The organism is Pantoea sp. 18059, from assembly GCF_902706165.1.
GTDB lineage: Bacteria > Pseudomonadota > Gammaproteobacteria > Enterobacterales > Enterobacteriaceae > Pantoea > Pantoea agglomerans.
The window spans coordinates 785,981-805,037 of record NZ_CACSJS010000001.1; the positions used below are offsets into that span (position 1 = coordinate 785,981).

20 protein-coding genes are annotated in these 19,057 nt (G+C 56.1%); 10 read left to right on the forward strand and 10 right to left on the reverse strand.

What is annotated here, in order from left to right; all coding sequences use genetic code 11:
* Positions 1-89: 89 nt before the first annotated feature.
* Genes GVJ63_RS03700 through osmV form a run of 4 tightly spaced genes read left to right on the forward strand, consistent with a single transcriptional unit; the run spans position 90 to position 3,528 of the window.
* Entirely contained in the window at positions 90-806 is a 717-nt protein-coding gene (locus GVJ63_RS03700) for an ABC transporter permease (protein ID WP_010244807.1), read from the forward strand.
* A 17-nt stretch (positions 807-823) separates the two neighbouring features.
* Complete coding sequence (locus GVJ63_RS03705) at positions 824-1,735, forward strand: glycine betaine ABC transporter substrate-binding protein (protein ID WP_010670177.1); 912 nt, start codon at positions 824-826, stop codon at positions 1,733-1,735.
* Between the two features lie 9 nt (positions 1,736-1,744).
* The gene (gene osmW, locus GVJ63_RS03710) at positions 1,745-2,392 is read left to right on the forward strand and encodes an osmoprotectant ABC transporter permease OsmW (RefSeq protein WP_010244802.1); all 648 of its coding nucleotides are present in this window, start codon (positions 1,745-1,747) and stop codon (positions 2,390-2,392) included.
* Positions 2,392-3,528: an osmoprotectant ABC transporter ATP-binding protein OsmV gene (gene osmV / locus GVJ63_RS03715; protein WP_010244799.1), complete on the forward strand. Its 1,137-nt coding sequence runs from the start codon at positions 2,392-2,394 to the stop codon at positions 3,526-3,528. The genes osmW and osmV overlap by 1 nt, the downstream gene beginning before the upstream one ends.
* 508 nt (positions 3,529-4,036) lie before the next feature.
* Here osmV and GVJ63_RS03720 read toward each other — a convergent pair.
* The 4 genes from GVJ63_RS03720 to GVJ63_RS03735 all read right to left on the reverse strand — a co-directional run bounded on the left by GVJ63_RS03720 (position 4,037) and on the right by GVJ63_RS03735 (position 8,647).
* Entirely contained in the window at positions 4,037-5,413 is a 1,377-nt protein-coding gene (locus tag GVJ63_RS03720; RefSeq protein WP_064691330.1) for a nucleobase:cation symporter-2 family protein, read from the reverse strand.
* A gap of 180 nt (positions 5,414-5,593) precedes the next feature.
* Positions 5,594-6,292 (reverse strand): dethiobiotin synthase, encoded by a 699-nt coding sequence (bioD, locus tag GVJ63_RS03725; protein WP_010670179.1) that lies wholly within the window; start codon positions 6,290-6,292, stop codon positions 5,594-5,596.
* Positions 6,293-6,405: 113 nt separating this feature from the next.
* Entirely contained in the window at positions 6,406-7,623 is a 1,218-nt protein-coding gene (locus tag GVJ63_RS03730; protein ID WP_010244790.1) for an ROK family transcriptional regulator, read from the reverse strand.
* A gap of 130 nt (positions 7,624-7,753) precedes the next feature.
* The gene (locus GVJ63_RS03735; protein WP_033771811.1) at positions 7,754-8,647 is read right to left on the reverse strand and encodes a LysR family transcriptional regulator; all 894 of its coding nucleotides are present in this window, start codon (positions 8,645-8,647) and stop codon (positions 7,754-7,756) included.
* Between the two features lie 95 nt (positions 8,648-8,742).
* Here GVJ63_RS03735 and GVJ63_RS03740 point away from each other — a divergent pair, with 95 nt between their 5' ends.
* The 4 genes from GVJ63_RS03740 (at position 8,743) to GVJ63_RS03755 (ending at position 12,440) form a co-directional block, all read left to right on the forward strand.
* Positions 8,743-9,996 (forward strand): MFS transporter, encoded by a 1,254-nt coding sequence (locus GVJ63_RS03740; protein ID WP_033771812.1) that lies wholly within the window; start codon positions 8,743-8,745, stop codon positions 9,994-9,996.
* A gap of 167 nt (positions 9,997-10,163) precedes the next feature.
* The gene (locus GVJ63_RS03745; protein WP_010244780.1) at positions 10,164-10,424 is read left to right on the forward strand and encodes a hypothetical protein; all 261 of its coding nucleotides are present in this window, start codon (positions 10,164-10,166) and stop codon (positions 10,422-10,424) included.
* Between the two features lie 114 nt (positions 10,425-10,538).
* On the forward strand, positions 10,539-11,081 hold the full coding sequence (gene cybB, locus GVJ63_RS03750) for a cytochrome b561 (RefSeq protein WP_010244777.1): 543 nt from the start codon (positions 10,539-10,541) through the stop codon (positions 11,079-11,081).
* A 174-nt stretch (positions 11,082-11,255) separates the two neighbouring features.
* Positions 11,256-12,440, forward strand: coding sequence for a sugar transporter (locus GVJ63_RS03755; RefSeq protein ID WP_010244774.1), 1,185 nt, complete (start codon positions 11,256-11,258; stop codon positions 12,438-12,440).
* Positions 12,441-12,501: 61 nt separating this feature from the next.
* On the opposite strand, the gene GVJ63_RS03760 is transcribed toward GVJ63_RS03755, so the two are convergent.
* Complete coding sequence (locus GVJ63_RS03760; RefSeq protein WP_010670183.1) at positions 12,502-12,759, reverse strand: YdgH/BhsA/McbA-like domain containing protein; 258 nt, start codon at positions 12,757-12,759, stop codon at positions 12,502-12,504.
* A 39-nt stretch (positions 12,760-12,798) separates the two neighbouring features.
* Entirely contained in the window at positions 12,799-13,056 is a 258-nt protein-coding gene (locus tag GVJ63_RS03765; protein WP_010244768.1) for a DUF1471 domain-containing protein, read from the reverse strand.
* Positions 13,057-13,363: 307 nt separating this feature from the next.
* On the opposite strand from GVJ63_RS03765, the gene GVJ63_RS03770 reads away from it, so the two are divergent.
* On the forward strand, positions 13,364-14,014 hold the full coding sequence (locus GVJ63_RS03770) for a TetR/AcrR family transcriptional regulator (protein ID WP_159226441.1): 651 nt from the start codon (positions 13,364-13,366) through the stop codon (positions 14,012-14,014).
* 47 nt (positions 14,015-14,061) lie between these two features.
* On the opposite strand, the gene rhaM is transcribed toward GVJ63_RS03770, so the two are convergent.
* The 4 genes from rhaM to rhaB are packed head-to-tail and all read right to left on the reverse strand — an operon-like array spanning position 14,062 to position 17,940.
* Positions 14,062-14,376 (reverse strand): L-rhamnose mutarotase, encoded by a 315-nt coding sequence (gene rhaM, locus GVJ63_RS03775; RefSeq protein WP_033767307.1) that lies wholly within the window; start codon positions 14,374-14,376, stop codon positions 14,062-14,064.
* The gene (gene rhaD / locus GVJ63_RS03780; protein WP_045140329.1) at positions 14,366-15,208 is read right to left on the reverse strand and encodes a rhamnulose-1-phosphate aldolase; all 843 of its coding nucleotides are present in this window, start codon (positions 15,206-15,208) and stop codon (positions 14,366-14,368) included. Before rhaD ends, rhaM begins: the two co-directional genes overlap by 11 nt.
* Before the next feature lie 10 nt (positions 15,209-15,218).
* Positions 15,219-16,475 carry an L-rhamnose isomerase gene (locus GVJ63_RS03785; RefSeq protein ID WP_159226442.1) on the reverse strand — a complete coding sequence of 419 codons (1,257 nt, stop codon included), beginning with the start codon at positions 16,473-16,475 and terminating at the stop codon, positions 15,219-15,221.
* Positions 16,468-17,940 (reverse strand): rhamnulokinase, encoded by a 1,473-nt coding sequence (gene rhaB / locus GVJ63_RS03790; protein WP_159226443.1) that lies wholly within the window; start codon positions 17,938-17,940, stop codon positions 16,468-16,470. The genes GVJ63_RS03785 and rhaB overlap by 8 nt, the downstream gene beginning before the upstream one ends.
* A 291-nt stretch (positions 17,941-18,231) precedes the next feature.
* Between rhaB and rhaS the strand changes: the two genes are divergently transcribed.
* Positions 18,232-19,053: an HTH-type transcriptional activator RhaS gene (gene rhaS, locus GVJ63_RS03795; protein WP_029519526.1), complete on the forward strand. Its 822-nt coding sequence runs from the start codon at positions 18,232-18,234 to the stop codon at positions 19,051-19,053.
* Positions 19,054-19,057 lie beyond the last annotated feature (4 nt).

Below are 19,057 nucleotides of genomic sequence, written 5' to 3' on the forward strand. Positions count from 1 at the left end.
GTATTGGGCGCGGCGGCATTTTTTGCCGTACCTGTCGGGCTGTTTATGGTTGTTATAACAATTGAGATCGTAATCAGGGAGATTCTCCTATGCAAAATGCTTCACTGGCCCGACGCGCCGGTCTGGCACTGCTTGCAGTGGTCGCGGTGATCGCGGTGCTGATCTGGGGCCTTGGCTGGGATCAGCTGGTCGCACGTAAAGTCGATCTGCTTTATCTCGGGCAACAACACCTCTTCTTAGTCTTCTGGTCAATGCTGTTCGCTTTGCTGGTCGGTATCCCCAGCGGCATCCTGCTAAGTCGCCCGTTTGCACGTCGCTGGGCAGAGTACGTGATGCAGATTTTCAATGTCGGTAACACCCTGCCACCACTGGCGGTACTGGCTCTGGCGATGGTTATTATCGGGATTGGCGACCGTCCGGCGCTGATTGCGCTGTTTCTGGCTTCGCTGCTGCCTATCGTCCGCAACACCTTCTCTGGTCTGAGCGCAGTTCCCCCGTCGCTGATTGAAGCGGCCAACGGCATCGGTATGACCAAATGGCAGCGTCTGCGTCAGGTAGAGCTGCCGAATGCCTTGCCGGTCATCCTCTCTGGCGTGCGCATCGCCACCGCCATCAATGTCGGCACCGCCCCACTGGCGTTCCTGATTGGCGCCAGCAGCTTTGGCGAGCTGATCTTCCCGGGCATCTATCTGAATGACTTTCCGACGCTGATACTCGGCGCCGTCGCCACTGCACTGGTGGCACTGGTACTGGATATGATGCTGGCCGCGCTGGGCCGCTTTCTGAGTCCGCACGCCGCGGCCTGACCACAAGGAGCTTTGCAATGCTAACGCGTTGGATTAAGAAAAGCGTTGTCGCGCTGACCGCGACACTGCTGTTAAGCCAGACGGCACAGGCTGCTGCACCGCTGGTGATGGCGACCAAAAGTTTTACCGAGCAGCATATCCTGTCAGCAATGACGGTGCTCTGGCTGCAGAAGAAAGGCTTCGAGGTGGTGCCTAAACGCAATATCGCCACCACCATTGGCCGTAATGCGCTGCTGAATAAGCAGATTGATATGGTCTGGGAATATACCGGCACCTCGCTGATCATCTTTAACCATATCAACCAACCGATGTCTTCACAGCAGGCATATGAGACGGTGAAAAAGCTGGATGCCAGACTGGGGCTGGTCTGGCTTAACCCGGCACCAATGAACAACACCTATGCCTTTGCCATGACCCGTGAACGGGCCGAAAAAGAGGGCATCAGCACCATGTCGCAGCTGGTTGCGAAGATTGAACAGGTGCGTAAAACCGACCCGGATCATAACTGGCGACTGGGTCTGGACCTGGAGTTCTCGGGTCGTTCAGACGGCATGAAGCCGCTGCAGAAAACCTACAACCTGACGCTGGATCGCCCGCAGATCCGCCAGATGGACCCCGGTCTGGTCTATAACGCGATTCGCGACGGATTCGTGGATGCCGGTCTGATCTACACCACTGATGGCCGGGTTAAGGGCTTCAACATGAAAGTACTGGAGGATGATAAGCACTTCTTCCCAAGCTACAACGTGACGCCGGTCGTGCGTCAGGATGTGCTGGCGAGTCATCCGGGGCTGGATACCGCGCTTAATCAGCTTTCTGCGCAGATCACCGATGAGGCGATTACGGAGCTGAACAAGCGGGTCGATATCGATCATCAGTCACCGGAAACCGTGGCGCGTGATTTCCTTAAATCCAAAAACATGCTGTAAGGAGGCACTGTGGATACCCTTCACTACATCATGGATAACTGGAGCACCCTGCTCACCCTGAGCTGGCAGCACAGCTGGCTGGTGCTGGTCGCGGTCGGACTGGCAATTGTGATTGGCGTGCCGCTTGGCATTCTGATCGTGCGTGTAAGATGGCTGGCAACGCCGATTCTCGGTATCGCCACCGTAGTGCTGACTATTCCCACCATTGCGCTGTTTGGTCTGATGATCCCGCTGTTTTCACTCATCGGTCAGGGCATTGGCGCGCTGCCGGCGATTACCGCCGTGTTCCTCTACTCGCTGCTGCCGATTGTTCGCAACACCCACACCGCGCTGGAGAATCTGCCGGACGGCCTGCGTGAGGCGGGGCGTGGTATCGGCATGACGTTCTGGCAGCGCCTGCGCTGGGTTGAAATCCCGATGGCGCTGCCGGTGATCTTCGGTGGCATCCGTACCGCCGTGGTAATGAACGTTGGCGTAATGGCGATTGCCGCCGTGATTGGCGCGGGCGGTCTGGGCCAGCTGCTGCTGGATGGTATCAGCGGCAGTGATATTCGTATGTTGATTGCCGGGGCATTGATGATCTGTCTGCTGGCTATTTTTCTTGACTGGCTGCTGCACCGTTTGCAGCAGGCGCTGACTCCAAAGGGGATTCGATAATGATTACGCTGGAAAACCTGACGAAAACCTTTACCCAGAAAAACGGCACGACCAATAAAGCCGTCGATAACGTCAGCCTGCACGTGCCAGCCGGTGAGATGTGCGTGCTGCTGGGACCCTCGGGCTGCGGGAAAACCACCACGCTGAAGATGATTAACCGCCTGATTCCCGCCACCAGTGGCCGGATCCTGATTAATGGTGAAGATACCAGTACACAGGACACCACCACCCTGCGCCGCAACATTGGCTATGTTATCCAGCAGATTGGTCTGTTTCCCAACATGACCATCGAGGAGAACATTACCGTGGTGCCACGCATGCTGGGCTGGAACAAAAAGCAGTGCCACGAGCGGGCTACCGAGCTGATGAGCATGGTAGCGCTGGATCCCACCAAATTCCTGCATCGCTATCCGCGAGAGATGTCCGGCGGTCAGCAGCAGCGTATCGGGGTGATTCGTGCCCTGGCGGCGGATCCACCGGTGCTGCTGATGGATGAGCCGTTTGGCGCCGTTGACCCAATTAACCGCGAAGTGATCCAGAATGAGTTTCTCGACATGCAGCGTCAGTTGAAAAAAACCGTAATGCTGGTGAGCCACGATATTGACGAGGCGCTGAAGCTCGGCGATCGCATTGCGGTATTTGGTCAGGGTAAAATCGTGCAGTGCGCCAGCCCGGATGAACTGCTGGCGACCCCTGCCAATGAGTTCGTCGGCTCGTTTGTGGGTCAGGACCGTACGCTTAAGCGCCTGTTACTGGTGCAGGCGGGCGATGTGACTGACCAGCAGCCGACCATCACCGTCCGCCGCTCTACTCCGTTGGAAGAAGCCTTTGGCACCATGGATGAGAACGATATGCGGTCGATTACCGTGGTCGATGAGGATGGCAAACCGCTGGGCTTCGTGAAGCGTCGCGAGGCGCGTAACGTCAGTGGCCGCTGTGAAGAGCGACTGCACACCTTTAAGGTCACCGGTAAAGCGGAAGAGAACCTGCGCGTGGTGCTGTCAAAACTCTATGAGCACAACACGGTCTGGATGCCGATTGTCGATGAAGAGGGTCGCTACAGCGGTGAGATTTCGCAGGATTATATTGCGGATTACCTCAGTTCTGGTCGTACCCGCCGTCGTCTGAATCCATAATTTCGTCACCTAAATGGGTCTTACCGGCCCATTAAAACAGCAGATATAAGCAGATATACCCAAGCCTGGGTAAATCAGACAGCAACAAACAAGCTTAACGCGCAGGGAACCGGGTCAGAGGAGGAAAGCGTCCCGCGCCATGGACAAAAACGCCGGGAGCGTTTTTGAACAACGCAACGCGTTGGCCCGGTACGGGCGCACCTCAGGGATGAGGTGCGTAATTGCGCGGGCCGAGCGTGCCACGGATGGCGGCTTTTGCGACTTTCCGATCTGACCCTGTTCCCTTCGCAGACTCCATCTTAAAGCCAGTTAAGTCACGGCCTGTCCTGTCTGTCAATTCAGGTAGTAGCTCAGGGAGCATATGCCTGTAGCAAAGACGCAAAAGATGCCATCCATGGCATGCTCAGCGCGGCCCATCCCTGGTCCGCGATGCTTTGATACAGGCATATGCTCCCATCGCTTTGGATTTTTGAGCCGTATGTGAGAGATACATCGGCTCTTCTGCTTTTTAGCTCTCCGTCAGCGTTTCCGCCTCCACCTCTTCCACCACAGGCGCCTCGTCCGGCAGCACCATGTTCAGCACAATCGCCAGAATGCCGCCGGTCGTCACCGCATGACCAAACAGACTGTTAATCAGCGGCGGGAACTGCTTCAGCACATCCGGCACCGCCTCCACACCCAGACCAATACCAAAAGCGATCGCCACAATCAGCATCTCGCGGCGACCCAGCGGCGTCTGGGTCATCACACGGATGCCCGCAGCAACCACGCTGCCAAACATCACGATTGTCGCCCCGCCCAGCACCGGCGGCGGGATCTGCTGCAACAGGGAGCCAATAAAGGGAAAGAGCCCCAGCAGCGCCAGCATGATTCCCAGCAGCATACCGACGTAACGGCTGGCGACGCCGGTCATCTGGATAACGCCATTGTTCTGCGCAAACGTGGTGTTGGGAAAGGCGGATAAGACCGCTGCCAGCACACAGCTCAGGCCGTCGGCGACAATGCCACCCTGCAACCGCTGCTGAAAAGGTTTACCGGTGATCGGCTGCTGTGAAATCAGGCAGTTAGCGGTAAGGTCGCCGACGGCTTCAATTACCGCGATCACTGACACCAGCGCGATCGGCAGGAAAATGGTCCAGTCAAAGGCAAAACCAAACCGGAAGAACGCGGGCAGCACCAGCCAGTTGCTCTCCGGCGCAACATTAAGTTGCAGATGACCGGTCAAGGCCGCGGCAACGCATCCCACCGCGATTCCGGCCACCACCGCCACCAGCCGCGCCCAGCGATTTCGCGAGCGGTTCAGCGCCACGATCACCAGCAACGTCAGCGCCCCCAGCGCCAGATTTCCCGGCGATCCAAAATCTGTGGCGTTGTGCCCGCCCGCCCAGTCGGTAATGCTGACTTTTATCAGGCTGATGCCAATCAGGGTGATCACCGTGCCGGTCACCACCGGCGTCAGAACTTTGCGCAGCGAGCCAACGCAGCGGCTGATCAGAATCGGAATCAACGCCGCCACCAGGTTACAGCCAAACAGCATCGCCATAATCTCTTCCGGCGAACCACCGCGCCCTTTCACCATCAGACCACCCGAGAGGATCACCCCCAGAAACGCGAAGCTGGTGCCCTGCAGACAGATCATGCCCGCCCCGATGCCATAAAAGCGTCTGGCCTGCATAAACGTGCCTAAGCCGGAAACGAACAATGACATGCTGATCAGATAAGGAATATAGGCCTGCAACCCCAGAACGGAGCCAATAATCAGCGGCGGCGTGATGATTCCCACCACGCTGGCCAGCAGATGTTGCAGTGCGGCGAAAAACGCCGGGGCGGGGCCGATGCGGGCTTCAAGCCCATATAACAAACCTTTCTCGTGCGAGTGCGACATGATGGGGCTCCAGCTCAGTGTGATAAGCGGAGTTAATGCATTTTCTGCGCCATGACGCCACGATTTCGCGATATCCGATCCAGGTCTTTCAATTCTAAATGGAAATAGTTAAAGACAGCCGACAACAAGCCTGAAACTTTAGGCTCATTGCCGACTCAGATGACTTAGTTTGTTTCATAATCAGGCGATCTTTGCACTCACAGCGTGCAGATTGTTCTGCTCCAGCAGAGAAATATCGATGTAAGGCGTCAAATCACGCTGTTCTGCACGCGGCAGATAAGGCAGCTCGCCCAGCAGCGGCGCACTAATTTTTTCACGCAGAATCTCAATAATATCGCTGTACTGCGCCAGTCCCGGATTGATGCGATTGGCCACCCAGCCCACCAGTGGCAGTCCATCCTGCGCTATCGCTTCTGCTGTTAACAGGGCGTGACTGATACAGCCCGACTGGATACCGACCACCAGCACCACCGGCAGCTGCTGCTCAACGACCCAGCAGGAGAGCGCACGTCCGTCGTTCATCAGGCTGCGCCAGCCGCCGGTGCCCTCCACGACCACGCGATCGGCCTGCTGCGTCAGACTGCTTAAGCCCTGTGTCAGCAATGCGTAATCAATGATCTGGCTCGGATGGGTGCAGATCTCCTCTTCCTGAAAGGCCAGCGGATTGATCGCCTGATAGGGCAAATCGATGGATGAAGCGCTTTGCAGAACCTGTGCATCTTTGTTACGCAGGCCGTCAGCGGTTTTGACCGCGCAGCGCGCGACGGGCTTGTACCCGACGGCACTGAGCCTGGCCTGGATAAAACTTTGTAACAGGGCGCGTGACACCACCGTTTTGCCCACTGCGGTGTCAGTGCCGGTAACAAATAGTCTGTTCACTCAACTTCTCCTCTCGAACCGTTGCGGTTAATCGGTGATTAACCTTGCTGCGAACCGGCATTTTAAGGAATGGAGGATGAGAACAGATTGCGTTAGCGCAAGATTAGGCCCGCTTAACCTTGCAACAGTTTCACTAACAGGTGTCCGTTATAGAGCGCGTCTTTGATCAGGGCTGCGCCGCCTAACGTTCCCGGCTCGCTAAATTCGGTAGGTGCCAGCTGGATACTCGCGCTGTAGGCCGGGAGTGATTGCTGCAGAATGGTGTTGCTCACGGCCGGAAACAGCACATCCGCGGCGGCATTCAGGGGGGAACCGATAAGAATATGTTGAGGATTGAAGATGTTGACCATCATCGCCAGAATCCGGCCAACATGATGACCCACGCTGGCGATGGTGTCGCGCGCCAGACGGTCGCCAGACTGCGCCGCCGCGCACAGCGACTCCAGCGTCAGCGGCTGATTATTGAGCAGGCTGTCGGGCTGGGCCGGCAGACGCTGCGCCGCCAGCGCCAGCAGACTGCCGGTGCTGGCTACGGTCTCCAGACAGCCATGATTACCGCAGTAGCACTGCTGACCATACGGGTCGATCTGGGTATGCCCGATCTCGACCAGCGCCCTGCCACTTTTATGCAACAGCTGACCGCCACTGATCACCCCGGCTCCCACGGTTTCATCAATCACAATCTGAATCACATCCTGCGCCCCACGTGAGGCACCAAACAGCGACTCCGCCAGCGTCCAGGCTGAAATATCGTGCTGCACAAACACCGGTAAGCCGGTTCGCGCCGCCAGCGCATCGCCCAGCGGCATATCGCGCACCTCATAACCCGGTAGCCGATGCACCACACCTGACGCGGCGTTGATCAGCCCTGGCAATGTAATGGCAATGGCCGTGAGGCGTTCCAGTTTCTTCTGATGACGGATAAAGAAGGCATCAACCTGTTCAATCAGCGCGGTAAGTAACGGCTGAGCAGACTCATCAGGCAGCGGCAGGCTCTCTTCCACCAGTTCCTTGCTGCTGAGATCGCGCAGCGTAAACGTCATGGCGCCGCGATGCAGGCGAATAGCCAGATAGTGCCAGGCGTCGGTATCCAGTATCAGGCCTATCGCCGGACGACCACGACTGCCGGGATCCTGAAACTCGGTCTCCTGCACTAAATGTGCGTCCAGCATTTCACGCACAATTTTGGTAATGCTGGCCGGAGCAAGCTGGGCACGGCGGGAAAGTTCGATACGCGAAATGGGACCATAACGGTCAATTAATCGATATACGACACCTGCATTAGTCTGCTTGATCTGGTCAATGTGGCCAGGTTGACTGTCCGGATTCACAACCCTGCTCCCGGTTATTTTCGCGCTTCTAAATAAACATGCGCCATGGTGAGCCAGATCCGGCGACAGCGTCAAATATTTGATTAGAAATGTGATTTATCGCACAGATTGATGCGGTGTTGCCCGCGCATCAGTGCCGGTTTCGCCGCAGCAACGCCATCATGTTTTCCATCTGCGCATTTATTTCGCGTCCGGCTGACCAGACCAGCCACAGCTCTGAAATGGCATCCTCTTCCGTTAAGGGCAACCAGACCAGATCGGCCAGCCGCGCCCGACGAAATGAGGCAGGCAGAATGGAGACGCCTAACCCGGTTGCCACCAGCCCAAGGATGGTCATCGCCTCACCCACTTCCTGAGTAATAAAGGGCTTGATATGGTAGCGGTGCAGCAGCGCCAGAATATCGCTGTAGAGCGCGGTTCCGCCCTGAGGGTCAAAGAAGACAAAGGGTTCCGCCGCCAGGGCAGTGACAGAGATTTTATCGGCGTCAGCCAACGGATGCGCCTTATGCACCACGGCATAAAGCGGCTCACTCAGCAGCAGCTGATGACGCAGATCGGCGGGCAGCGGCGTGTTGCGCATCACGCCAAGATCGAGCCGTCCATCATGAAGCGGTGCGAGCTGCTGGCGGGTATTAATCTCCTGCATCTGAATATGTACCTGCGGCCAGCGCTGACGAAACCGGAATAGCGCGTCAGAGACCACGGCGGTAAACGGGGCCGAGGAGGTAAAGCCAATCCGCAGCTCCCCCTCTTCACCACGATGCAGCCGGGCGGCGCGATCGGCCGCCTGCTCGACCTGCAACAGAATCGCGCGGGCGTCACTCAGCAGTTGCTGTCCGGCAGCGGTAAGCTGCACGCTGCGGTTAGTGCGATTGAACAGCCTTGCGCCCGTTTCTGTTTCCAGCTGAATAATCTGCTGGCTGAGCGGCGGCTGAGAAATGTTCAGTCGCTGGGCCGCCCGCCCGAAATGTAATTCTTCCGCCACCGCAACAAAGTAGCGCAGATGACGCAGTTCGATATTCATATCTTAAACGTCTCATTTGAGATTATTAATATATTAGACATCATAATGCCGCTTTCCTAAGCTGACGACAGGTTTTCTAAATTTGAGGAAGATGTGTGAGTCGCTCAACACATGCTGTCACAGTGGATGAGAATGCGGTCTCTGCGCCGCCAGAGTCAGTTGCCGCTTCAGGTCATATCCGCCGGGATTCGCCACAGTTTATGCGCGTGACGCTGGCGCTTTTCTCCGCCGGGCTGGCGACCTTTGCCCTGCTCTACTGTGTGCAGCCGATTCTGCCGGTGCTGTCACAGCAGTTTGGTATCTCTCCGGCAACCAGCAGCCTGTCACTCTCCATCTCGACCGGCCTGATGGCGCTGGGCCTGCTGGTCACCGGGCCGCTCTCTGATGCTATCGGTCGTAAATCGGTGATGGTCACAGCCCTGATGCTGGCCGCCATCTGCACGCTGGTCTCGGCCACCATGACCAGCTGGCACGGCATTCTGATTATGCGGGCGCTGATGGGGTTGTCGCTGAGTGGCGTGGCGGCGGTCGGCATGACCTACCTCAGCGAGGAGATGGATGCACGGGTCGTCGCCTTTTCCATGGGGTTATATATCAGCGGTAACTCGATAGGCGGGATGAGCGGTCGACTGCTGAGCGGCGTGCTGACTGACCTCTTCTCATGGCGACTCGCCGTGGCGGTAATCGGCTGTTTTTCGCTGGCCTCGGCGCTGATGTTCTGGAAGATTCTGCCTGCGTCGCGCCATTTCCGACCCATTACGCTGCGTCCGCGTAATCTGCTGATTAACTTCCGGCTGCACTGGCGCGATCCGGGCCTTCCCTGGCTGTTTGCCGAAGGATTCCTGCTGATGGGAGCCTTTGTCACCCTGTTTAACTATATTGGCTACCGTTTACTGGATGCGCCCTGGCATCTCAGCCAGGCCGTGGTCGGACTGTTATCAGTGGTCTACCTCACCGGCTCCTGGAGTTCGCCTAAAGCGGGCGCGCTGACCAACCGGTTGGGTCGGGGTCCTGTGATGCTGGGTGCTACCGCCATCATGCTGCTGGGTTTGCTGATTACCGCCTTCAACTCCCTCTGGCTGATCCTGCCAGGGATGATGCTGTTCACCGCCGGTTTTTTTGCAGCCCATGCGGTTGCCAGCGGCTGGATTGGCCCCCGGGCCCGCCGGGCAAGAGGCCAGGCTTCTTCGCTCTATCTGTTCAGCTACTACGTGGGTTCCAGCGTCGCGGGTACACTGGGTGGCGTGTTCTGGCATAACTTTGGCTGGAGCGGGATTACGCTGTTTATCAGCGTCCTGCTGATCCTGGCGTTACTGGTTGCCTGGCGTCTGCACAGTAAAAAACTCTGAGAATGTCTTCTCATGCCAGGCCTGGCTTCTCCTGCGGGCCTGGCGGTTTATCACAATAAACGCGCTATTCAGAGCCACAGCAAACAAAATGCAGGTTTCCCGCTATAATCGTTTTTATTGTAATAATTCATCTGCTTTGCCTTTTAACACGGCAACAAGGAACGCCTGTGGCTCTCTACTACTACGTCAATAAACAATCAGGATATAACAATAATCATGTGGTTCATGCCGCAGGCTGCCCCCATCTTCCCGACATCGATAACCGTATGTTTCTGGGCAGTTTTTACCATGTGAATGCCGCCATCCTGCAGGCTAAAAAATATTATGCTGGCGCAATCGGCTGTGAAAATTGTTGTCCTCTCAAAAATGTTGACCAGCAGGCCACCCAGCTCAGCGTGGCCCTGAAGCACACCCCGGCTTCGCGTTAATCTGATCCACCTGGTAAGGTGGAAAAAATTTTTCCCGCTGCGCTAATTTGTTAAGAATTACCGCGCTGTTTTCCGTTATGTTAATCTTTCTGATTCTCTTTAATGGAATGCACAATGCGGGATAAGTTTGCGCGCGCTCAGATAGCCCTTCACTGGCTCACCTTTTTACTGGTGGTGACGGCCTACGCCACCATTGAACTGCGCGGTTTTGCACAGCGCGGATCCTGGCAGGGTTATGCCATGATCATTACCCATTTCAGCGCCGGCGCGACCATCCTGGTACTGATGCTTGCCCGCCTCTTTTTACGCACCCGGCATCGCACACCGCCCATTACTCCCGCTCCGCCGCGCTGGCAAACCGGGCTGGCACATCTGACCCATACCCTGCTCTATGCCCTGTTTATCACTCTGCCGATCCTCGGCCTGACATCGCGTTATCTTAAAGGTCGGGAATGGTGGCTGTTTGGCATCAGCATGCCGGTCGCGCCTGAACCTGACTTTGATATGGCGGATATGCTGATTGGCTGGCATGAAACCCTGGCACCGCTGGGTTACTGGCTGATCGGACTGCATGCTGCTGCCGCACTGTTCCATCACTATCTGCTGAAAGACAACACTCTGCTGCGAATGATGCCCGCCCGGCGTCGCGGTCAATAACCTCAGGCTATCGCCCTGTGATGGGGCGATAAAAAAATTTCAGCATTAAAAGGCGTTTATAAGGTTTCTCTTCCCGCTTTATTCACTACAATGGTCAGTAATTTGTGACGCAGGTCACTTTCGCTGGATGTTTCTGCCACATCCGATTCGCTGTACTGACTGACTTGACTCCTCATGCAACCAACTACTGTTTCACGTAAAACTGCCTGGCTACGCGTGGTATTGCTGGCCATCGCCGCCTTTGTATTTAATACCACCGAATTTGTGCCGGTTGGCCTGTTATCTGACATCGCTGCTGACTTTTCAATGCAGACGGCTGACGTCGGGATCATGCTGACCATCTATGCCTGGGTGGTTGCACTGCTCTCACTGCCGCTGATGCTGCTGACCCGCAATATTGAGCGACGACTGCTGCTGGGTGTGCTGTTCCTGATCTTTATCGTCAGCCACGTTCTTTCTACCGTTGCCTGGGATTTCCGTTCGCTGATGGTGTCACGCGTGGGTATCGCCTTGTCTCACGCGGTGTTCTGGTCGATCACCGCCTCGCTGGCGATTCGCGTCGCTCCGGCCGGTAAGAAAACTCAGGCGCTAAGTATGCTGGCAACCGGTACCGCGCTGGCGATGGTGCTGGGCGTGCCGATTGGCCGTGTGGTGGGTCAGTATCTTGGCTGGCGTACGACCTTCGGCGCGATTGGCCTTTCGGCACTGGTGCTGATGATTATGCTGGTGCGCATCCTGCCGCGTCTGCCGAGTGAACATACCGGCTCGCTGAGCAGTGTGCCGATGCTGTTTCGCCGTCCGGCGCTGGTCAGCATGTATCTGCTGGTGACGCTGGTCGTTACCGCGCATTACACCGCTTACAGCTATATCGAGCCCTTTATGCAAACCGTGGCCCATTCCAGTGGCAACTTCACTACCCTGCTACTGCTGCTGTTTGGCTCTGCGGGCATTGTGGGTAGCGTACTGTTCAGCACACTCGGTAATAAGTTTCCCTCCGGACTGCTGATTGCGGCCATCGCCCTGATCACCCTGTGCATGGGCCTGCTGATTTTTGCTGCCGTTCGCCCTGCGGCTATTTCAACGCTATGCGTTGTCTGGGGAATGGCGATGATGATGATCGGACTGGGTATGCAGGTGCGGGTGCTGTCGCTGGCACCGGATGCCACGGATGTGGCGATGTCGCTGATGTCCGGTATCTACAATATCGGTATCGGCGCGGGTGCGCTGCTGGGTAATCAGGTCAGCCTGCATCTGAGCATGGCGGAAGTTGGCAATGTCGGCGGGATGATTGGCCTGGTGGCGTTACTCTGGTGTGTTTATATCTTCCGTCGTTATCCACAGTTACGCAGTAACGGATAATAAAAAAGGCTTCAGATAAGCGGGTTATCTGAAGCCTGTTCAGGGTTATTTACCGCTCACTTTATCTATAAAGAACGGCTGTGCCATGCAGGTTGTTGCTGCCAGAGGTCGAAGTGATGCGGAAAGACTTTGCCCCTGCATCGCTGGCCTTTTCTGACAGTTGCTGCTCCAGCGAAAGCAGATTAGTACTGCCCGTTGCGCTGATGACACCGATTTTTTGCTGATCCAGCGGTGTGCTGCTGACCTGCTGGGCCGCTACGCTGGCAAATGACAGACCGCTTAGCACAGCCGCCACGACCATCATATTGATACTTTTCATAACGAACCCCTTCTCACTTATTCTGTTGAAAAACCAAAATTACTGATAAATCACTGCCGTGCCGTGCAGTTTGTTCTGGCCGCTGGTTGAGGTGATGCGGAACGATTTCGCACCCGCTTCATCCGCTTTAGCACTCAGCTGCGCTTCAACAGAAGACAGATTGGTGCCGCCCAGTACAGAGATGGTGCCAACTGGCTGCTGATTAACAGGTTCGCTGGTCACCAGGTCAGCGGCAGATGCGCCAAAAGTCAGAGTAGTCAGTGCCAGTGCTGCCAGGGTGATTTTGATGTTTTTCATAATAATCTCTCTATTCAATATTGAAATTCGGTTGGTCTGAATGGGTTGTCACTATTTAATTAATGACCGTTAAACAAATGATAGACCCCGATACGGTTTGTCGTCAACATTTATTTAATGAGCGTTATTTTATTCGCGGAGTGGCGTGATTATGGGCTTCAGCCTCTTTTCTGACTTAACCTAAGGGGCTGTAATAATGCGCTGGCGCACAAAATGGCAACCCCTGCCGGCGACATCCACGCCAGGCCTTGCACATTTTTATAATGATCGGTAATTTAATAGGGTGTTTTACTGTCAGTGAGGGTGTATGAGTCAGGTTCAGGATTGCGATGTAAAGAAATGCCGCGGCCGACCAAAAGTGTTCGATCGCGAAGCAGCGCTCGATAAAGCTCTGACCCTGTTCTGGACGCACGGTTACGAGGGAACTTCTCTGGCCGATCTGGTGGCCGCAACCGGCGCGAAAGCGCCAACCCTCTACGCCGAGTTTGTTAATAAAGAGGGACTGTTTCGCGCGGCGATGGAGCGCTACGTGGAGAAGTTCAGTGCATGGCGTGAAGCGGCATTGGGCGATGACCAGTTACCGGTGGATCGGGCTATTGAAGCCTATTTCCGCGCCACCGCGGCCTGTTTTACCGAACGCGACTCTCCCGGCGGCTGTTTCTTTATCTGCACCTCAACCGCCCTGTCGGCGGCTTCAGCAGAGATTGCCACCATGCTGCAACAGCAGCATCAGTCGCAGGAGCATGTGTTAAAAGATTTTCTGCTGGCGCGTCAGCAGCGTGGTGAACTGAGTGCGTCAGTAAACATTTCCGCGCTGTCACGTTATCTGAGTTGTATGCTGCAGGGCATGTCGGTGCGGGCGCGTGAAGGCGTTGAGCGTGACGATCTGGAGAGCATTATTGATACGCTGATGGCGATGTGGCCGACACTCACCGGCCTGTGTCAGGCTAAGCGTTAAAAATATCAGGGCGGCGATGCCGCCCTTTTCATCTTTTATTCCCGATTTTATTCCAGAAAGAAAACCGGTTTTAACGGCTCACTGATCGGGCTGTTATCTGCATTAGACGGCATCAGATCTTTCATTGATGCCCACCAGCGCTGACAGACCTCCGTTTCCGCCACCGCGTTCCAGCGCTCCTCAGATTCAATCTCAACACTGGCGAACAGCAGATGCCGCTCGGCGTCCAGCCAGATGGCATAGTTATGCGCGCCGTGCGCTTTCAGGGTTTCGGCCAGTTCTGGCCAGATCGGTGAGTGCCGACGCTCATACTCTGCATGGCAATAAGGATTCACCTGCATCACAAAGGCTTTACGCGGCATTAGCAGGCCCTGCATCCAGCGCCGGTTGCCACGGCTTCACACCAAATCGCTCACCCAATGCAACCAGCTGTTCTGTGGTGATACTCTGACGAATACCGCCCATCGACAGCACTTTGACGATCACTTCTGACGATTTCTCCGCCGTATCAATCAGACCAAAAGTCTCATCGAGTGTCGGGCCCGTGCCAAAGACACCGTGGAATGGCCACATCACCAGGGTATGTGACTGCATCTGTCCGGCGGTCGCGGTGCCGATTTCATCGGTGCCGGGTACCATCCAGGGTAAAACACCCACACCGTCCGGGAACACCACCAGACATTCGGTACTCCCTTCCCACAGCAGGCGGGTAAAGCGGGCGGAATCCATCTCAATCACATAGCTTAAGGCCATAAAGTTGGTGGCGTGACAGTGCATGATCACCCGGTCTGCACCCTTGCTGACCGCTTTACGCACCGCATGAGACTGAAAGTGTGACGCCAGTTCAGAGGTCGGCAAACCGCCATTCGACAGGCCCCAGTGAATTTTATAAGAGAGCCCTTTGTCATCGACCTGCAGCAGTGCCAGACAATCCGCCGGATCAAGCTGGACATTACGCATGAATTTTCCTGACCCGGTCACCAGAAACCAGTCGTTCGCCAGCGCCGGCGCGGGTTGTGTCAGCTCAATACAGCGCGGTTGCAGGCAGAAATCAGCGGCAAAAGGTTTAACCTCCTCTTCCAGCAGACGCAGGCTGACGTTGCCGCCGTTACGTTCGTCCCAGCCCTTCAGCCACATATCGCTGGTTGCTTTGACCATTCCCTTAACAAACCCGGAAGAAAGAATGCTTTGCATAGTGAAATCCTTAACGTTGGCTCAAAATCTGTTGTTCATAATGGCGGACGTCGCCTAACCAGCTGGCATCAGCCGGGACGTCATGGCGCAGGCACCAGGCTTCCCATACCGCCTGCCACGGCAATGATTTTTGCTCTTCCAGCAGCGTCAGCCGCGCGGTGTAATCACCCTCGTTCTCGGCCTGGCGCAGACGATCGGTTGGCTCCAGCAGGGCACGCAGCAGCGCTTTTTTGGTGTTACGGGTGCCGATAACCCAGGCGGCAATCCGGTTGATAGAGGCGTCGAAGAAATCGAGTCCGATATGCACTTTGTCGAACAGTTGATGGCGGACGATCTCGCTGGCGATCGCCTGAGTTTCATCATCCAGCAGCACCACATGGTCGCTGTCCCAGCGCACCGGGCGGCTGACGTGCAGCAGCAGACGCGGCACATAGAGCATCGCGGCAGAAATTTTGTCGGAGATCACTTCGGTGGGATGAAAATGTCCCGCATCCAGGCATAGTGCCGTCTGGCGGCTGGCGGCGTAACCAAGATAAAACTCATTGGAGCCCACGGTGTAGCTCTCTGCGCCAATGCCAAACAGCTTGCTCTCAACCGCGTCGATATGGTGCTGCGGATTCAGTTTTTCTGAGATGACCTCATCCAGTGCGCTCATCAGACGCTGACGCGGGGCCAGGCGATCCACGGTAATATCTTTCATGCCGTCCGGCACCCAGATATTCATCACTGACGGCGTGCCAAGCTGCTCACCAAACGAAGCGGAGATGCGGCGACTCGCTTTGCAGTGATCGATCCAGAACTGACGCACGGTTTTATCACTGTGTGACAGCGTAAAACCGTCGGCACTCATCGAATGCGAGAAGCAGCTGGGGTTAAAATCCAGCCCTAAGTTGTGCTCTTTCGCCCAGGCGACCCAGTTGGCGAAATGGGCAGGTTCAATGGCATCCCGATCGACTGGCTTGTCACTTTCCAGATAGATAGCGTGCAGGTTCAGACGTTTTGCGCCTGGGATCAGAGACATGGCCTTGTCGATATCGCTGCGTAATTCACTGGCATTGCGTGCTCGTCCCGGATAGTTGCCGGTCGCCTGGATGCCGCCGGTCAATGCGCCCTGTGGGTTCTCAAACCCCCGGACATCGTCCCCCTGCCAGCAGTGCATCGAGACAGGAATGCCGTCCAGCTGGCGAATGGCCTGTTCAACATCAACTCCATTGTCAGCGTAGCGTTGTTTAGCCAGTTCAAAAGCCTGTTCAATCTGCTTAGTCATAAGCGGGTTCCTTAGCGGGTTGACTCAGCGTCGCGAAGCGTGCCTGACTGGCACTGAAGACGCTGTGAGTTTGTGGTTCGAATTTTTCCAGTGGGAAGTTGTTGATGACACTGCAGCGGAAATCAGCCACATCGATCAGTTCGCCAAGTGCAATCAGCTGGCAACCAACGTTACCCAGCGTGGAGGCTTCAACCGGACCTGCCAGCACCGGAATCTGGCAGGCATCGGCACAGAGCTGGTTAAGAAAACGGTTCTGACTGCCGCCCCCTACCACGTGAAGCTGGCTGAAAGGTTTGCCTCGCAGCTCTGCCAGCTCCTGGATCACCTCGCGATAGAGCAGTGCCAGGCTGTCAAATATGCAGCGGGCCAGCGCGGCGGCAGATTGTGGCACCGGCATTCCCTGCTCTGCGCAGGCGTTCTGAATCTCGTTAACCATGCTGTCGGGATTGATGAAGCGCGCATCGTTGGGACTAATCAGTGAAACACAGGCGGGCTGCCGTGCCGTCTGATCAATCAGTGCGCTGAGATCGTCAATCTGAAGTTCGCCGCAGATGCGCTGCAACAGCCATAAGCCCATGATATTTTTCAGTACGCGGTAGCCTTCTGCGCCGCCCTCATTGGTGATATTGGCGCGTAACGCGCCATCGCAGGCATAAGGCTGCAAACTTTCAAAGCCCATCAGCGACCAGGTTCCGGAACTGAGATAGGCGGCATAGTCCTGCATTAGCGGCGTTGCCAGAACCGCGCTGGCGGTGTCGTGGGTGGCGACAGCAATAACCGGGACCGGGACACCTGCGCTATTGACCCAGTGGCCGACGGTGTTGCCCGGTGCCTGCGGCTGGCCGAACCATTCAGGAGCAACGCCCGCCCAGGCGAGCAGATCACGATCCCATTCGCCGCTGTGAATATTGAGCATTTGCGTAGTGGTGGCGTTGGTGTATTCCCAGTTGAGATTACCGGTCAGGCGATAATGCAGATAGTCCGGCATCATCAGCGCATGCGCCACGCGGGCCTGCCAGTCGGGCTGCTGCTGATGCAGGGCGCGCATCTGATAGAGCGTATTGAATGGCAGAAACTGAATGCCGGTTCGGGCGTAGATGGCACTGCGGCTCAGTTCGTGCTGCGCCTGCTCCATCAGGCCGTGGGTGCGCGCATCGCGGTAGCTGACCGCCTCACCCACCGGCTCGCCCTCTGCATCCAGCAGCACCATATCAACGCCCCAGGTGTCGATACCGATACTGTCTGGCACAATCTTCTCTTCATCTAACTGAGCCAGCCCGGCGCGTATCTCCTGCTCAAGCATCGTCAGATCCCAGCAGTCATAACCGGCACGACGCTGGCGCTTATTTTTAAAGCGCCGGACCTCACGAAGCGCGAGCTGGCGCTGCGCAGCATCCCAGCTTGCGAGCATGACGCGCCCGCTGGATGCCCCGAGATCAATAGCAACAATGTTTCTCCTGGTCATGGCGACTTTTCCCTGTGATTGAGTGGTCACAGAGTAAAAACCTGGCCGGTTAAAGACCTTCCCCGGAGTGCCAGCGGCTGATAAGCCCTGGCAGACTTGCAAAGAACTTCGTGAGAGAGATCACAGAGGCGAAAGGCAGGAGGATGTGACCCCTGCCGCAAATCTGTTAACTGCTGAGGATTTCTTGAAAAATCAGCATGATTCCTGCTGAGTCAGGCTGAAAATTCAAGGTAAGGTTAGAGCGTGCTGATTAGACTGCGTTACGGTTTTGTTAAGCAGCGAGAGATGACCATGACCATATTGCACAGTGCGGATTTTTTCCCCGAAGGCGATTACGCCATTGCGATTGAACCCCGCGTACCCCAGGCCGCCTTCCCGGAACATCATCATGATTTCCATGAAATTGTGCTGGTTGAGCAAGGCTCTGGCATTCATGTGTTTAATGGTCAGCCACAAACGCTGTGCGCCGGTTGCGTCTGCTTTGTGCGCGATCACGATCGTCATCTTTATGAGCAGACCGACAACCTTTGTCTGACCAACGTGCTTTATCGCAGCCCCGGCGCGTTTCGCTTTCTCTCCGGGTTACAGGCTTTACTGCCCTGCGATCAGGACGGGCAATATGCTTCCCACTGGCGCATCAATCAAAAAGTGATGACGCAGGCGCTGAGTGTGGCGGCGCAGATGCAGCCGGATGATACCTGGTCGATGGAAAAACAGGCGCGTCAGGAACAGCTCTTTTTACAGTTGCTGGTGCTGTTGCGTGAGGCGTGCATTGATGGACAGAGTCAGGATCAGGAGGCGCGGCTGCATCGTCTGCTCGACTGGCTGGGTGAGCATTACAGTGATGAGATTATCTGGGATGAACTGGCGGATCGCTTCTCCCTGTCGCTGCGTACCCTGCATCGGCAAATGAAGCAGCAAACCGGCAGCACGCCGCAGCGCTACCTGAACCGTGTGCGGCTGTTGCAGGCCCGTCATCTGCTGCGTCACAGTGATATGCGAATTACCGATATCGCCTTCCAGTGTGGATTTGGGGACAGCAACCATTTCTCAACCCTGTTCAGGCGCGAATTTGGCTGCGCACCGCGAGCGGAGCGCCAGCAGATGATGTAAAGGA

What these genes read in the sequence shown, in the direction of transcription:
- GVJ63_RS03770 (WP_159226441.1), top strand. Translation starts at nt 13,364, where the DNA reads ATGAGTCAGGTTCAGGATTGCGATGTAAAGAAATGCCGCGGCCGACCA.
- cybB (WP_010244777.1), top strand. Translation starts at nt 10,539, where the DNA reads ATGCGGGATAAGTTTGCGCGCGCTCAGATAGCCCTTCACTGGCTCACC.
- GVJ63_RS03735 (WP_033771811.1), bottom strand. Translation starts at nt 8,647, where the DNA reads ATGAATATCGAACTGCGTCATCTGCGCTACTTTGTTGCGGTGGCGGAA.
- GVJ63_RS03720 (WP_064691330.1), bottom strand. Translation starts at nt 5,413, where the DNA reads ATGTCGCACTCGCACGAGAAAGGTTTGTTATATGGGCTTGAAGCCCGC.
- GVJ63_RS03785 (WP_159226442.1), bottom strand. Translation starts at nt 16,475, where the DNA reads ATGACTAAGCAGATTGAACAGGCTTTTGAACTGGCTAAACAACGCTAC.
- GVJ63_RS03765 (WP_010244768.1), bottom strand. Translation starts at nt 13,056, where the DNA reads ATGAAAAACATCAAAATCACCCTGGCAGCACTGGCACTGACTACTCTG.
- rhaM (WP_033767307.1), bottom strand. Translation starts at nt 14,376, where the DNA reads ATGCCGCGTAAAGCCTTTGTGATGCAGGTGAATCCTTATTGCCATGCA.
- rhaD (WP_045140329.1), bottom strand. Translation starts at nt 15,208, where the DNA reads ATGCAAAGCATTCTTTCTTCCGGGTTTGTTAAGGGAATGGTCAAAGCA.
- GVJ63_RS03705 (WP_010670177.1), top strand. Translation starts at nt 824, where the DNA reads ATGCTAACGCGTTGGATTAAGAAAAGCGTTGTCGCGCTGACCGCGACA.
- GVJ63_RS03755 (WP_010244774.1), top strand. Translation starts at nt 11,256, where the DNA reads ATGCAACCAACTACTGTTTCACGTAAAACTGCCTGGCTACGCGTGGTA.
- osmV (WP_010244799.1), top strand. Translation starts at nt 2,392, where the DNA reads ATGATTACGCTGGAAAACCTGACGAAAACCTTTACCCAGAAAAACGGC.
- GVJ63_RS03700 (WP_010244807.1), top strand. Translation starts at nt 90, where the DNA reads ATGCAAAATGCTTCACTGGCCCGACGCGCCGGTCTGGCACTGCTTGCA.
- rhaB (WP_159226443.1), bottom strand. Translation starts at nt 17,940, where the DNA reads ATGACCAGGAGAAACATTGTTGCTATTGATCTCGGGGCATCCAGCGGG.
- rhaS (WP_029519526.1), top strand. Translation starts at nt 18,232, where the DNA reads ATGACCATATTGCACAGTGCGGATTTTTTCCCCGAAGGCGATTACGCC.
- GVJ63_RS03760 (WP_010670183.1), bottom strand. Translation starts at nt 12,759, where the DNA reads ATGAAAAGTATCAATATGATGGTCGTGGCGGCTGTGCTAAGCGGTCTG.